We start from the raw sequence: 13,338 nt of genomic DNA, 5'->3' as shown, positions 1-13,338 counted from the left end.
CCGGCCGAAGGCCGCACGCCCGGCCGGTGCGGCCGAAGCCGCCCGGCGCGCCGTAGGCGCGCCCTTGAGTAAGTAAAGGGAAGTTACTCCGATTCGGCTCGGCGGCCTGCTCGATCTTCCTCTGGTCGCCGAGAGGCTGCGGCTTGGCGCTGACCGGGGTGCCCGATTGTGGCCTGGTGCCGATCCGTTCCGCGCGAGGCTTGAGGGCAGAGCTTCGGTGGGGGCTGGTGCTGCCGCGTCTGGGAACTCAGTGGACCTGTGCGGGCGTTGGCCGGGACAGTGGGTGGTTGAGCTGCTGGGCCATCCTCATCAACTCACTCTTCTCCCTCTCGCACTCTTCCTCAGATCCAGAGACGAGACGTTCGCCGCCCCGGCTTGGCGCGCCGGGAACGGCCCCAGACGAGACGCCTTCCTGATCGTCTGTCTGGAAGAGGAGAGTTCCCGTGGCTGCGCGTCCTTTCCGGCATCGTCCGTCCCGTGCCCCGCGTCTGACTCGTGAGCAGTGGCTGTCCCTACATGTGGGGCGAGCGCCGAAAATAACGCCCGAGCAGTGGCGAAAAACCCAAGCCATATTACGGCGCCGGGATAGAGCCGAATCTGAATAAACGTGAGCCCCGATGACCTTTAAAGGCCATCTGGGCTCACGGTCGGTTTTCGGGCTACTTCGGCATCGGCTTCCACACAGGCGCGATCGTGGTGTGATCGAAAGCGGCGCGCCCTCGCGACTGTGAGGGGTGAACGATGATTGCTCGCAGGTACTGGCCGAGCAACGTGCGCTTTCCCTGGACTGTCGCGTCATGCCACTCGGCTCGAACCCTCGCCGGGGATTTGGACCGCTGAGCGCGGTCGGCCTGGACTCGGCGGGCCTTGCCCACACTGGCGAGAAGCTTCCTCTCCTGCGTCTCAAGTCCCGGAACGATGGCGAAGAAGGATTCAGGGCTGGTGGTTCCTTCCCGCATACCCGTACGCATCATCGACAGTCGGCTCTGTACGTCCTCCAGCTTGGCTGCCTCGGGGCTCACCTGCTGAGGCTCCGGTATCCGCTCGCTCTCCGGCGGCCGGTTCTCCTCCAGGTGCTTGAAGAGCAGGTCCTCTATCAGCCTGTCCAACTCGACCATGTCTCGCTGAGAGTTGCCACAGCCTCCGTTAGCAGGGGTGGGGCACTTGTAGACAGTTCGTGCCCTGTTCCTCTTCGACGCCTTCAAGGCGATCCCGGTCATTCTCTGATTGCAGGGAGTTCCGTCCTCACCGGGGCGTGCACACCGAAGAAGTCCGGAAAGTAGATACTTGCGGGTGCCTTCGCTGGTGAACTCCACCCCTTCGTGGCGGCGCTCCATCTCGGCAATGAGGGATTCCCATTCATCGACCGTGACAATGGCTTCCCATTGCCCTTGAATGTAGGAGCCTTCGGCGTCCCGCAGGGCGAGTTCCTTAACTGACGGGGGCGCGTGTACGTCGCCGCCCTCAGCTGTCTCGGGGGCATCCTCTGGATGGTCACTCGCTTCTTCGCCAGGCGCCATGGAAAGGTGAAGGTCGCCGCTGTAGGAAGCGATTCCCGCGATCCTCGGGGCGGTCATCATGCGCTTGATTGACTTGAGGTGCCAGTTCTTGCCGCCAACGGGGGAGATGCCCGAATCGATGATGAGTCGTGCGGCGCTAGCCCATGTCTCGCCGCCGATGAACGCGAGGATCGCCGACCGCAGTACCGCTGCTTCTTGGGGATTCAGGGTGACGCGGTCCTCTTGCCACCCGAAGGGCCGGTTGGGCGGTAACCCTCGTCCTTCGAGGGCCCGTTGCAGCCGCTCGCGTGCGACTCGTCGCCCGGTGTCGGCGCTGCTCTTGTTGGCCATCGCGACCAACACCCGGGCCATGGCTTTGCCGTTCTCGGTCATGAGGTCCAGCGAGCCGGTCACTCCGGAAACGGGTCGTTTGAAGTGATCGACTAAGTCGATCAAGTCCTCAAGATCGCGAGGTTGGCGGGCCAGTCGATCAAGGTCGTAGACGATGATCCCATCGATCACACCGTCTTCGTAGTCCTTGAGCATCTGGCGGAACTCTGGGCGGATCACCCGCCACACACTCCGGCCGTTCGGAAGCCGTATGCGCTTCTTCCGGTAGGCGCTGGTGTCGTTCTCCGGATAGATCTTGCTGACCGTCCACCCGAGCTGAGTCGCCAGGGCTTGTACATCCTCCGTCTGTCGAGTGACGCCCTTCTCTTGCTCGAACGGGTCGTCGGAGATCCTTACGTAGCCACCTGCACGCCGGGGCTTCCGGCTCCTCTGAACTGCCATGAGAACAAAGTAGTTTGACGGGTCGCCAGGTTGATCGCCGACCAGGGCGTGAAGAACGTCAGCAGGAACAGCAGGAAGTCCTTGAAGGACGTCAGGAAGCTGTCTTTGCCGAGCAGCGCCACGACCGTGCCCGCGATCATGATCAGGGTGATGTACGCCGCCCTGCCGCGCGGCGAGAGCGTCTTCTGGCCGCGGAATCCGCTGATGCTGGTCACCATCGACATGAAGCCGCCGTAGGTGTTGAGCACGTTGATGGTCAGCTTGCCGAGCGCGATCACGAAGTACAGGAACGACGCGATCAGGCCCGTGCCGCCCAGGCCCACCACGTATCCGACCTGGTTGGCGAGGAAGGCGTCGCCCGCGCTCGCCGCCACGAGCACCCCGAACGTCATCGACCACTGCGAGCCGAGCGCGGAGCCGGACAGGGTCCACCAGAAGGTGGCCCGCCCCGACGTCGTACGCGGCAGATAGCGCGAGTAGTCCGCGACGTAAGGACCGAAGGCGAGCTGCCAGGACGCCGAGAGCGACACCGCGAGCAGGAACATCGGCAGGTCGAAGTGGGCGTCGCCGAGCAGTGCCGATATGTCCACGCGGTCCAGGAGGCGGATGCCGAGGTAGATGAAGGCGAGCGCGCAGATCACGCTCGCCACCCGGCCCAGGACGTGGATCACGCGGTAGCCGACCGCCGCCACCACGGCCGTGACCACCGCGAAGACGATGATGCCGGTGGTGTCGTTCGTGTGCGTGAGCCGGGCCGTGGCCTGTCCTGCCAGGACGCTGCCGCTGGCGAAGAAGCCGACGTACATGAGGATGACCAGCAGGAGCGGGACGACCGCGCCGCGCACCCCGAACTGGGCGCGGGACTGGATCATCTGGGGCAGGCCGAGCTTGGGGCCCTGCGCCGAGTGCAGGGCCATCACCGCGCCGCCGAGCAGATTGCCGAGCAGCAGGCCCACCACCGACCACACCACGTCGCCGCCGAAGACGACGGCGAGCGCGCCGGTGACGACCGCGGTGATCTGGAGGTTGGCGCCGAGCCAGAGGGTGAACTGGCTGAACGCCGTGCCGTGCCGTTCGTCGTCGGGGACGACGTCGATGGAGCGCCGCTCCACGAGAGTGTCTGCCATGATCCGGTGAACTCCCTGCTGCCGAGCCGGTGGTGAGCTACTTCTTGCTGATGCCGCGCTTCGCCGCCCAGTCGTTCGCGACGTCCTCGGGGTCCTTCTTGTCCTTGTCCACCAGGCGGTTGAGCTCGGTGAGGTCCTTGGTGGTCAGCGCGTTGCCCAGGCGGGCGAGCGCCGCCCGCACCGTCGAGTCGGCCTTGCGGTCGGCGATGAGCGGGACGACGTGCTGGCCGGGGATCAGGTTCTTGGGGTCGGTGAGCACGACCCACTTCTCGGCGATGATGTCGGTGTCGGTGGTGAAGAGGTTCGCCACATCGACGTCGCCCTTGCGCAGGGCGCCCTTCACCAACGGGCCGGAGGAGTCGAGGGACTTGAACTCCTTGAACTCCACGCCGTAGACGTCCTTGAGGCCCACCGAGCCGACCGTGCGCTTCTTGACCTCGGGCGCGGCGCCGATGACGAGCTTGCCGTTGTGCTTCGCGAGGTCGGCGAGGGTCTTGAGGCCGTACTCGTCGGCGGTCTCGCGGGTGACGACGAAGGCGTCGGAATCCTCGGCCTTGCCGTAGGGCAGGATCTGCAGGCCGCGCGGCAGGGCCATGGCGAGGGCGTTCTGCATCTCGCCCTCCTCGGTGGCCTTCGCCTTGGTGTCGAGGTAGTGCAGGAGCGCGCCCTGGTACTCGGGCAGGAGGTCGATGTCGCCGCCCTTGAGGGCGGGGATGAGGATCTCGCGGGTGCCGAGGTTGGGGCGGACCTTGGTCGTCACGCCGGCCGCTTCGAGGGCGGCGGCGTAGAGGTAGCCGAGGACCTGGTTCTCGGTGAAGTTGGCGGTGCCGATGGTGACGCCGTTCTTGCTGGAGCCACCGCCCGAGCCGCCGGAGCCGCCGCCGTCGAGGGAGGTGATGCCGCCGCTGCACGAGGCGAGCGCGGGGACGGACGCGGCGGCGAAGAGCCCGCCGAGGAGGTTTCTGCGGTTCATGGGGGCCATCTGGGTTTCTCCTAGGCCGACTTGGCGGGGCGGTGGCGGAAGAGGGCGCGCTGAAGCGCGGAGAGCGCGAGATCGAGTACGACGGCGACGAGGGCCACGAGCACGGCGCCGCCGAGCACCTGCACGAGGTCGCGCTGGGCGAGCCCGTCGAAGACGTACCGGCCGAGCCCGCCGAAGGAGACGTACGCGGCGATGGTGGCCGTCGCGACGACCTGGATGAGCGCGAGCCTCAGGCCGGTCATGATCAGGGGGAGCGCGAGGGGCAGTTCGACCTGGAACAGGACCTGGTGCCAGCGCATGCCCTGGCCGCGCGCCGCGTCCCGCACCTCGGGGTCGACGGCGGTCATGCCCGCGTACGTGTTGGTGACGATGGACGGCACGGCGAGGGCGACGAGCGCGATGTAGACGGGCCACATCGAGAGCCCGCTGGCCAGGAAGACCAGGACGACGAGCCCGACCGTGGGCAGCGCGCGTCCGAAGCTGGAGAGGTTGATGGCGAGGAAGGCGCCGCGCCCGGTGTGCCCGATGAGCAGGCCGACCGGCAGCGCGATCGCGGCGGCGATGAGGGTCGCGAGCAGTGAGTACTGGAGGTGCTCGGCGAGGCGGGTGCCGATGCCGTCGGACCCGGCCCACTGCTCGCCGCTGACCAGCCAGGCGCCGAGGTCCTTGAAGAGTTCGTACATGTCACGCGCTCCTCTTGCGGCGGGTCCAGGGCGTCAGGACGTACTGGAGGGTGACGAGCAGCGCGTCCGCGACGAGTGCGAGGAGCAGGGTCAGGACGACGCCGACGATGACGGGGGTGGGGAAGTTGCGCTGGAACCCGTCCGTGAAGAGCTGTCCGAGGCCGCCGTCGCCGATGTACGTGGCGACGGAGACGAGCGAGATCGCCATGACCGTCGCGATGCGTACGCCCGCCATGATCACCGGGAGCGCGAGGGGCAGTTCGACGGTGAGGAGGGTGCGCAGGGGCCGGGTGCCCATGGCCTTGGCCGCCTCCTTCGTCTTGGCCGGGACGGAGTCCAGACCCTCGACGGTGTTCCGCAGGAGCACGACGAGCGTGTAGATCGTCAGGCCGATGACGGTGGTGGTGCGGGTGAGCCCGCTGACCGGCAGGAGCAGCACGAAGATCGCGATGGAGGGGATGGTGAACAGGACGTTCGACAGGCCGAGGAGCAGTCCGCGCAGGGGGCGCACGCGGTGCGCGACGACGGCCAGGGGGAGCGAGATGAGCAGGCCGAGGAGTACGGCGGTGAGGGCGGCCTGAAGGTGCGAGAGGGTGAGGGTGGTGAGGTCGTCGGTGTGGTCGGCTATCCACGACCAGTCGACGCTCACGCGGGTCGCTCCGCGGGCTTGACCGGGTCCACTGCCTCGGCCTCGGCTTCGGCGTCCCGCGGGTGCGTCTGCGTCCGATGGTCCGTCGGCGGGTGCGGGTCGTCCTGGGTTGCTCGCGCTGTTCCCCGCGCCCCTTCGGCGGCACCCCTGTCCCGGCGGCCCTGCTCGTGCGCCACGCCTGCGTGCTCGTGGATGTCGTCGCGCGACGTCACACCGGTCAGGGTGCCGTCCGCGTCGACCCGGGCCACCAGACCGCTCGGCGCGGCTATCGACTCGTTCAGCGCCGACAGCAGCGAGTCCGTGTCCCGCAGCGGGCGTACGGGGATGTCCGCCGCGTCGCCGTCCTTGTGCCGCCAGGCCAGCGGTGCCCCCGCCGAGTCCAGGCGCAGCGTCCAGGCGCCGCCCTCAGGGGCGGGGCCCTGCGGGACCGCGGCGAGGGTGGAGAGCGAGAGGAGCTTGAGGCCGCGCTCGGCGCCCAGGAAGTCCGCGACGAAGTCGTCGGCGGGGCGGGCCAGGAGCTCGGCGGGGCTCGCGCACTGGACGAGGTGGCCGCCGGTGCGGAAGACGGCTATGCGGTCGCCGAGCCGTACGGCCTCGTCGATGTCGTGCGTGACGAAGACGATGGTCTTGTTCAACTCCCGCTGGAGGCGCAGGAGTTCGTCCTGGAGCTGGGTGCGGACCACGGGGTCGACCGCGCCGAACGGCTCGTCCATCAGGAGCACCGGCGGGTCCGCGGCGAGTGCGCGCGCCACGCCGACCCGCTGCTGCTGGCCGCCGGAGAGCTGGTGCGGGTAGCGCTTCCCGGCATCGGCGGCGAGGCCGACCGTCTCCAGGAGCTCCGCCGCCCGCGTCCGCGCCTTCCTGCGGCCCCAGCCGAGCAGGAGCGGCACCGTCGCGATGTTGTCCAGGACGGTCCGGTGCGGGAAGAGCCCGGACTGCTGGATCACGTAGCCGATGGAGCGGCGCAGCTCGGCCGCGTCCTGCTCCAGGACGTCCTTGCCGTTGACCCTGATCGTCCCGGAGGTCGGATCGACCATCCGGTTGATCATGCGGAGCGTCGTCGTCTTGCCGCAACCGGAAGATCCGACGAGGACGGTCACGCCCCCTTCCGGCATCTCAAGGGTCAGGTCGTGGACCGCGGTTGTGCCGTTCGGGAAGCGCTTGTGGACCGTATCGAATTGGATCATGAGGAGTCCCTTGCCCGGCTGTATATCGTCATGCAGAGTTCTCGTTGACTGAATAGATTGTCAATAGCTTGTCCACGCCCCGGCGTAAATCACTGGTAACGAGTGGTCGCAGGGCAAGACGGAGCGTCCGGGTTGAGGAGGAATTACGAGTGATGTCGTCTCGTATCGCGGACAGGGCGACCGACAGGGCACCTGACGACAGCGGCTCGGTCGTCGTCCTGGACGGCCGCGGATTGATGGTCGCAGATGTCGTACGTATGGCCGAATCCACCGCAAAGCCCGTTCCCGGCACGGACGGGATGAAGCGTGTGGAGGCCTCCTGGAACGCCGCGCGGGAGATCGCCTCCTGGGGTCGCGTCTACGGCCGCTCCACCGGCGTGGGCGCGAACCGGAATGAGTCCGTGCCCACCGAGGCGGCGTCCGACCACGGTCTGCGCCTGCTGCGCAGCCACGCCGGCGCGATCGGCGACGAGCTGCCCGCACGGCAGGTGCGCGCCATGCTCGCGGTCCGCGCCAACCAGCTGCTCGCCGGTGGCGCGGGGCTGCGCCCGACCGTCGTCACCGCGCTCTGCGAGGCCCTGGAGACGGGCGCCTACCCGAAGGTCAACGAATTCGGCTCGGTCGGCACGGGCGACATCGCCGCGCTCGCGCAGATGGGCCTCGCGCTCGCGGGCGAGCACCCCTGGCAGGGATCGGGCGCGGCCCCCGCCCCGCAGCCCCTGGACAACAACGACGCCCTCGCCCTGATCAGCAGCAACGCCCTCACGCTCGGCCAGTCCGCGCTCGCCCTGCACGAGCTGCGCGGCCTCATCGCGGCCACGCAGGTGGTGGCTGCGCTCTCCCTGATGGCGGTCGACGGTTCGTACGAGGCGTACGCGCTGCCCGTGCACGAGGCGCGGCGCCACGCGGGTTCCTACGCGGTCGCCGAACGCATGCGGCTGATCCTGGGCGCCCCCGACCGCCCCACGCCCCCGCTCGGCCGCATCCAGGACCCCTACGGCCTGCGCTGCGTCCCGCAGATCCACGGGCCCGCGCACGACGCGGCGGACGCCCTTGAAGACGTCCTCACGGTGGAGATCAACGCGGCCGCCGAGAACCCGCTGATCTCGGCGGATGACATGGCGGCGTACCATCACGGCGGCTTCTACCTGGCCCAACTCGCCCTGTCCCTGGACCACTTCAGGCTCGCGGTGACGCAGGCCGCGCGCCTGTCGACCTCGCGCCTCTCGACCCTGAACGAGCCGGGCTTCACGCGCCTTCGCCCGTTCCTCGCGGACGGCGAACCGGCGTCGTCGGGCGTGATGATCCTGGAGTACGCGGCCGGGGCGGCCCTCGGTGACCTGCGCGCCTTCTCCGCGCCCGCGTCCCTGGGCCACGCGGTGCTCTCGCGCGGCGTGGAGGAGCAGGCCAGCTTCGCCTCGCTCGCGGCGCGGCAGACGCTGCGGGCGTGCGACGCCTACCGCCTGGTCGTGGGCTGTGAACTCGTCGCGGCGGTCAGGGCGTTGCGGCAGCGGGACATGCGGCTCGACCCGGACCTGCCCGTGGGGCGGGCCTTCGAGCTCGCGGACTCGATACTCGACGCGGAGCTGGCCGACCGGCCGCTGACGGATGATGTGACGGCGGCGGCCGGGCTGCTCGACCGGTTCACGGAGCTGTGGCTGGACCTCGGGGCCGGGGGCGGAACGGCCTTCGAGAGCAAGGGTGTTGTGAGGGGAACGGGAGCGGTATGAGTGACAGTCCTGCGGCGCGGCTGCAAGTGCTCTTCGAGGGGCACCGGCTCACGCCCACACAGCGGCGCATCGCGCACTGCATGGTGCGGCGGGCGGGGGACGTCCCCTTCCTCTCCAGCGTCGAGCTGGCGGAGCTGGCCGGGGTGAGCCAGCCCTCGGTGACCCGTTTCGCCGTGGCGCTCGGCTTCGACGGGTACCCGGCGCTGCGCAGGCACCTGCGGGAGCTCGCACCCGCGGAGGCGGCGGGCGAGGCCTCGCTCAACGAGTACCAGCAGGCGGTCGAGGCGGAGATCGCGAACCTCCGGCATCTGGCGGAGGTCCTCGCCGACCCCTCGCCGGTGGAGCGCGCCGGACAGCTCCTCGCCTCCTCGCGCCCGCTGCCGGTCCTCGGCCTGCGGGCGGCGGCGTCCCAGGCGTACGGCTTCTCGTACTTCGCGGCGAAGGTCCATCCCGACGTACGCCTCCTCGACGCGGGCGGCACGATGCTGGCCGACCGGATCGACGCGGCGGTGCGGGCGGGGGCCTCGGCCCTGCTCTGCTTCGCGCTGCCGAGGCATCCGCGGGAGGTGGTGGACGCGCTGGCCTACGCGCAGGCGGCGGGCCTCTCGGTGGTGACGGTCGCGGACTCGGCGTTCGCCCCCGTGGCGGCCCACTCCGACCTCCTGCTCCCGGCGGCGGTCGGCACGGGCCTGGCCTTCGACACGGCCTGCGCGCCGATGCTGCTCGGCCGGGTGCTCCTGGAGGCCATGTGCGACGGACTGCCGGACGCGCAGGCACGGTTGGAGGAGTTCGACGCGGGGGCCGCGGCGCGCGGTCTCTTCGTGGAGTAGCGGGCCGGGCCCGAAAGGCCCGGCCCGCCGGGTGTCACGTCCCGGCTCAGACCTCCAGATTCGCCTCGATGCGCCGGAGTTGATGGCGGGCCATGGCCAGGTTGGCCCGGTCCTTGTCGAGGGCGATGTAGAGGAAGAGGCCGTTGTTGTTGCGGCCCTTGATCAGCCGGATCAGGTGGTACTGGCTGCTGAGCGAGATCAGGATGTCCTCGATCTCTTCCTTGAGGTCCAGGAGCTCCATCGTGCGCAGCTTGGCCCGCACCACGTCGGTGTTGCCGGCCGCGGCGACGTTCAGGTCCAGGTCCTTTCCGCCGCCGATCGTGCCCAGCGCCATGCCGCTCGTGTAGTCGACCAGGGCGGCGCCGATGACTCCCTCGATCGAGGTGGTCGCTTCCTTGAGTGCTGTCTCTGTGTTGGCCATGAATTTCGCACTTCCTTTCCGTCTGCTGGGCGTCCGCGGTGACGGGGACGATGAGGGTGTTGTGGGGGACATGGGTCAGGTTTCCTCCGCTCGTTTTTCGACGGCGGCGTCGACGAGCTCTCCGATGAGCGCGCTGGAACGGCGGCCCTCCAGATGCAGCCGGCCCACGTTCACGCGGGGCTCGGCGAGCAGGGTCAGCACGGCGGAGGAACCGGCCGTGTACGTCGCCACGTAGCCGTCCTCGCCGCGGATGAGCAGTTCGCGGAAGCCGCCCTGATGCGTCGCGTCGGACAGCCGCAGGGCCACCCCGAGCGCCGCCGCCGTCAGGGCGCAGACGCCCTCCGCGTCGACGTCCGCCGCGTCCTGCGCGAGCACGAGCCCGTCGACGCTGGCCGTCAGGGCTCCCCTGAGCTGAGGAATCCTGGTCCGCAGCCGTTTCAGTTCGCCCAGTACGTCGGCTTCCACGGCCATCAGCTGTCTCCTCCCGGCGCGCTTCCAGAGCGCGAAGAACTTCATGGGTGCGGGGGCCGGATCCGCCGAGCGGCACGGAGATTCACAGACTTGCCTCCAGCGCGTCGCGGACCCGGCGCAGGAGGTCGATGTCCGGCTCGGCGTGGTCCTCGGGGATCGGCAGGTGGAGCATCCTCGGCGCCGGGTCCGGTGTCCGCGGGGGCTCCACGAGCCCGGCCGCGGCGAGCCGTCTGACCTCGATGAGGGTGTGGAACGAAGGGCGGCCGAGCGCCCAGGCGATCGCCGTCGGCGTACGGACACCGTCGGCGAGCCGCAGCAGGGCGTCCTGGCGTCCGGTGACGGTCTGGCCGGGCGCGGGCTCGCGCGGCACGACGGGGGAGGTGTCCAGTTCCGGACAGGGCCAGACGCTGTCCAGCAGGGCCCGGCGCCGCCGGGTCTCGCGCTCCACGGTCTCGGCCGACACCGGCCGCACCCGGCCGAGCCAGTGCGCGACGCCGTATCGGAACCGGGTGGGCCCGCTCGCCGGGCCGAGGACGAAGAACGCGGCGTCGAACAGCGCGCCGGTGTGGCACATCTCCAGCTCGCCCGCGGTGACCCGGCCGCTGTCTATCAGATGCCGCCCCACCTCGTGCCGGGTGCCCGCGAGCGAGAGTGCCTCCTGCCAGCCCTGCGGGGGCAGCGCCCCGCCGGCCGTGAGCAGGACGTCGATGCCGGGCGCCGCGGGGCTCTCCGCGTGCACGACGCGGCCGTCGACGAGGTAGAGGGTGCCCTGGTCGCGCAGCAGGGCGCCGGTCGCCCGCTCACCGGCCAGGCGCATCAGCATGGGCGAGGTGGCGGGCGCCGTTATCCGCATGGCGCTCACACCAGCACCAGGCGCTCGGAGAGGTCCCGCAGCCGCATGCGCGCGAGCGCGAGATTGCCGGTGTGCCGGTCGAGCCAGAGATAGAGGAAGACGCTGCTGTCGAAGGTCGTCTCGACGAAGCGGATCAGGTGGTACTCGGTCCGCGTGGTGACCATGAGGTCCTCGACGGGGAGCCCCTTGCGGTCCGCGGTCCGCGCCGGGTCCAGCGCGTCGGGCCGGGGCGCGAACGCCTGGTACTCGGCCGCCGACCGCGCCACCTCCGCGGTCTCGGCCGCGGTCGCCTCGTGGTCGCCGCCCGGAGGATCGCCGACCGAACCGAGGGCGAGCCCACTGGTCCAGTCGACGATCGCCGCGCCGCGCGCACCGGGCAGTGTCATGGCTTCGAGCAGACACTCGTCGATTCCGGGCACGCGGCTCCCCTTCCCCAGGGTTGAACCGGGTGGCCCCTACCACCCGACCGGGGGCTCAGCGCCGCCCGGTGTGAGGAAGGTACGCAGAAGTGGTGGAGTTTCCAGGGAAATGGGCACTTTCCAGGGGTACATGCCCGACCTCGACGGGATCAGTGCGAGGAGAGGTCCGGGGCGGCCCATGACTGACCGAATGTGGCGATCGGACGACCGGACCGCCCCCGTTCCCCCCTGGCTCTTCACGACCCTTCATCCCTGAACCTTCACCCCTGGCCCGTCACTCCTCGCCGTGCGCCTTGAGTACCACCTTGTTCACGCCCCACAGCGCGATGCCGATGGCGATCAGCACCCCCGCCCGGATGTAGACCTCGGCAGGACGGTCCGCGAGAGGGCTCGCGAGGATCAGGGCGGTGATGGCGCCGAGCACCGGAAGGACCGTCGGCGCGCGGAAGTGCTCGTGGTCGACGGGGTCGCGGCGCAGGACAAGGACCGCCACGTTGACCACCGCGAACACGCACAGGAGCAGGAACGCGGTGGTGTCGCCGAGCCCCTCGATCTCACCCGTCGACACCAGGCCGATCGCGAGCAGCGACACGAAGACGATGCCGACCACCGGTGTACGGCGCCGGGGCAGGACCCGGCCCATCGCGCGCGGCAGGATGCGCTCGTTGGCCATGCCGTAGCAGAGCCGCGAGGCCATCATGATGTTGATCAGGGCCGAGTTGGTGACCGCGAACAGGGCGATCAGCGCGAAGAGTTTGTGCGGGAAGTCGATGCCGCCCGCCTTCACGACCTCAAGGAGCGGGCCGCTCGACCCTTCGAGCACCTTGTAGTCCACGAGCAGCGACGACACCAGCGCCACCAGGACGTAGATCGTGCCCGTCACCGCGACTCCGATGAAGATCGCCCGCGGGAACGTGCGCACCGGATCCTTCGTCTCCTCGGCCATGTTCACCGAGTCCTCGAAGCCGACGAAGGCGAAGAAGCCGAGCGCGGTCGCCCCGAGCACGCCCGTCATCAGGGCGTAGGCAGTGCCGTCCCCGGCCTCGAACTCCGTCAGACGGGACGGTTCACCGTCCCCGCTCAGGACCGCGTACGCGCCGATGGTGAGGATGATGACCAGGCCCGTCAGCTCGACGATCGTGAGGACCACGTTCGTCTTCACCGACTCGGCGACGCCCCGCAGGTTCAGCGCCGCGAGCGCGAGGATGAAGAGGATCGCGATCAGGGTCGGCGGGAGCGCGTCGCTCGTCAGCTCGCTCAGGTAGTCGCCGCTGAAGGCGCGGGCCGCCGCGCTCGCGGACGAGAGCCCCGACGCCATCACCATGAACGCGACGATGAAGGTGAGGAACGGGACCTTGAAGGCCTTCTGCGTGTAGAGCGCGGCGCCCGCCGCCTTCGGGTACTTGCCCACCAGCTCGACGTACGACGCGGCGGTCAGGATCGCCACGACGAAGCCGATCGCGAACGGCACCCACAGCGCGCCGCCGACCTTCCCCGCGACCTTGCCGGTGGTGGCGTAGATGCCGGTGCCGAGGATGTCGCCGATCACGAAGAGGATCAGGAGCTTGGGGCCGATCGCGCGGTTCAGCGCGGGTTCTTCGGCGGGTGGCGGTGTGCTGGTGGCTTTTCCGGATGTCGTCACAGGATCATCTCCCCCGAGGGTGTGCCTGGGGGGAGCATCTGCCCCGGATGTGG

At 69.4% G+C, this 13,338-nt stretch carries 12 protein-coding genes and 1 pseudogene; 2 read left to right on the top strand and 11 right to left on the bottom strand.

Annotated features, from left to right (window positions below; translation table 11 throughout):
* Positions 1-659: 659 nt before the first annotated feature.
* The 6 genes and pseudogenes from ACIGXX_RS41935 to ACIGXX_RS41910 all read right to left on the bottom strand — a co-directional run bounded on the left by ACIGXX_RS41935 (position 660) and on the right by ACIGXX_RS41910 (position 6,919).
* Entirely contained in the window at positions 660-2,291 is a 1,632-nt protein-coding gene (locus ACIGXX_RS41935) for a recombinase family protein (protein WP_399984185.1), read from the bottom strand.
* A 26-nt stretch (positions 2,292-2,317) separates the two neighbouring features.
* Positions 2,318-3,418 (bottom strand): annotated as a pseudogene (locus tag ACIGXX_RS41930) (purine-cytosine permease family protein); the annotation flags it as partial.
* 37 nt (positions 3,419-3,455) lie between these two features.
* Entirely contained in the window at positions 3,456-4,391 is a 936-nt protein-coding gene (locus tag ACIGXX_RS41925) for an ABC transporter substrate-binding protein (protein WP_351163276.1), read from the bottom strand.
* Positions 4,392-4,411: 20 nt separating this feature from the next.
* On the bottom strand, positions 4,412-5,083 hold the full coding sequence (locus ACIGXX_RS41920; RefSeq protein WP_351163084.1) for an ABC transporter permease: 672 nt from the start codon (positions 5,081-5,083) through the stop codon (positions 4,412-4,414).
* Between the two features lies 1 nt (position 5,084).
* On the bottom strand, positions 5,085-5,732 hold the full coding sequence (locus tag ACIGXX_RS41915) for an ABC transporter permease (protein ID WP_351163087.1): 648 nt from the start codon (positions 5,730-5,732) through the stop codon (positions 5,085-5,087).
* Entirely contained in the window at positions 5,729-6,919 is a 1,191-nt protein-coding gene (locus ACIGXX_RS41910; protein ID WP_361470052.1) for an ABC transporter ATP-binding protein, read from the bottom strand. The genes ACIGXX_RS41915 and ACIGXX_RS41910 overlap by 4 nt, the downstream gene beginning before the upstream one ends.
* Before the next feature lie 152 nt (positions 6,920-7,071).
* Between ACIGXX_RS41910 and ACIGXX_RS41905 the strand changes: the two genes are divergently transcribed.
* The gene (locus ACIGXX_RS41905) at positions 7,072-8,649 is read left to right on the top strand and encodes an aromatic amino acid ammonia-lyase (protein WP_351163091.1); all 1,578 of its coding nucleotides are present in this window, start codon (positions 7,072-7,074) and stop codon (positions 8,647-8,649) included.
* Positions 8,646-9,479 carry a MurR/RpiR family transcriptional regulator gene (locus tag ACIGXX_RS41900; RefSeq protein ID WP_351163093.1) on the top strand — a complete coding sequence of 278 codons (834 nt, stop codon included), beginning with the start codon at positions 8,646-8,648 and terminating at the stop codon, positions 9,477-9,479. The genes ACIGXX_RS41905 and ACIGXX_RS41900 overlap by 4 nt, the downstream gene beginning before the upstream one ends.
* Before the next feature lie 46 nt (positions 9,480-9,525).
* On the opposite strand, the gene ACIGXX_RS41895 is transcribed toward ACIGXX_RS41900, so the two are convergent.
* The 5 genes from ACIGXX_RS41895 to ACIGXX_RS41875 form a co-directional block, all read right to left on the bottom strand.
* The gene (locus ACIGXX_RS41895) at positions 9,526-9,900 is read right to left on the bottom strand and encodes a hypothetical protein (RefSeq protein WP_351163095.1); all 375 of its coding nucleotides are present in this window, start codon (positions 9,898-9,900) and stop codon (positions 9,526-9,528) included.
* A 75-nt stretch (positions 9,901-9,975) separates the two neighbouring features.
* Positions 9,976-10,371, bottom strand: coding sequence for a roadblock/LC7 domain-containing protein (locus tag ACIGXX_RS41890; protein ID WP_351163097.1), 396 nt, complete (start codon positions 10,369-10,371; stop codon positions 9,976-9,978).
* A gap of 82 nt (positions 10,372-10,453) precedes the next feature.
* A complete protein-coding gene (locus ACIGXX_RS41885; protein ID WP_399984290.1) occupies positions 10,454-11,224 on the bottom strand; it encodes a transcriptional regulator in 771 nt (256 codons plus the stop codon).
* Between the two features lie 5 nt (positions 11,225-11,229).
* Positions 11,230-11,643: a hypothetical protein gene (locus ACIGXX_RS41880; protein WP_351163103.1), complete on the bottom strand. Its 414-nt coding sequence runs from the start codon at positions 11,641-11,643 to the stop codon at positions 11,230-11,232.
* Between the two features lie 274 nt (positions 11,644-11,917).
* A complete protein-coding gene (locus ACIGXX_RS41875) occupies positions 11,918-13,285 on the bottom strand; it encodes an APC family permease (protein ID WP_351163105.1) in 1,368 nt (455 codons plus the stop codon).
* Positions 13,286-13,338: the final 53 nt, after the last annotated feature.

Origin of the sequence: Streptomyces sp. NPDC055243 (assembly GCF_044544025.1) — a bacterium.
Taxonomy (GTDB): Bacteria; Actinomycetota; Actinomycetes; order Streptomycetales; family Streptomycetaceae; genus Streptomyces.
Note: the sequence above shows the minus strand (reverse complement) of the source record. Positions and strands in the feature narration are given on the sequence as shown.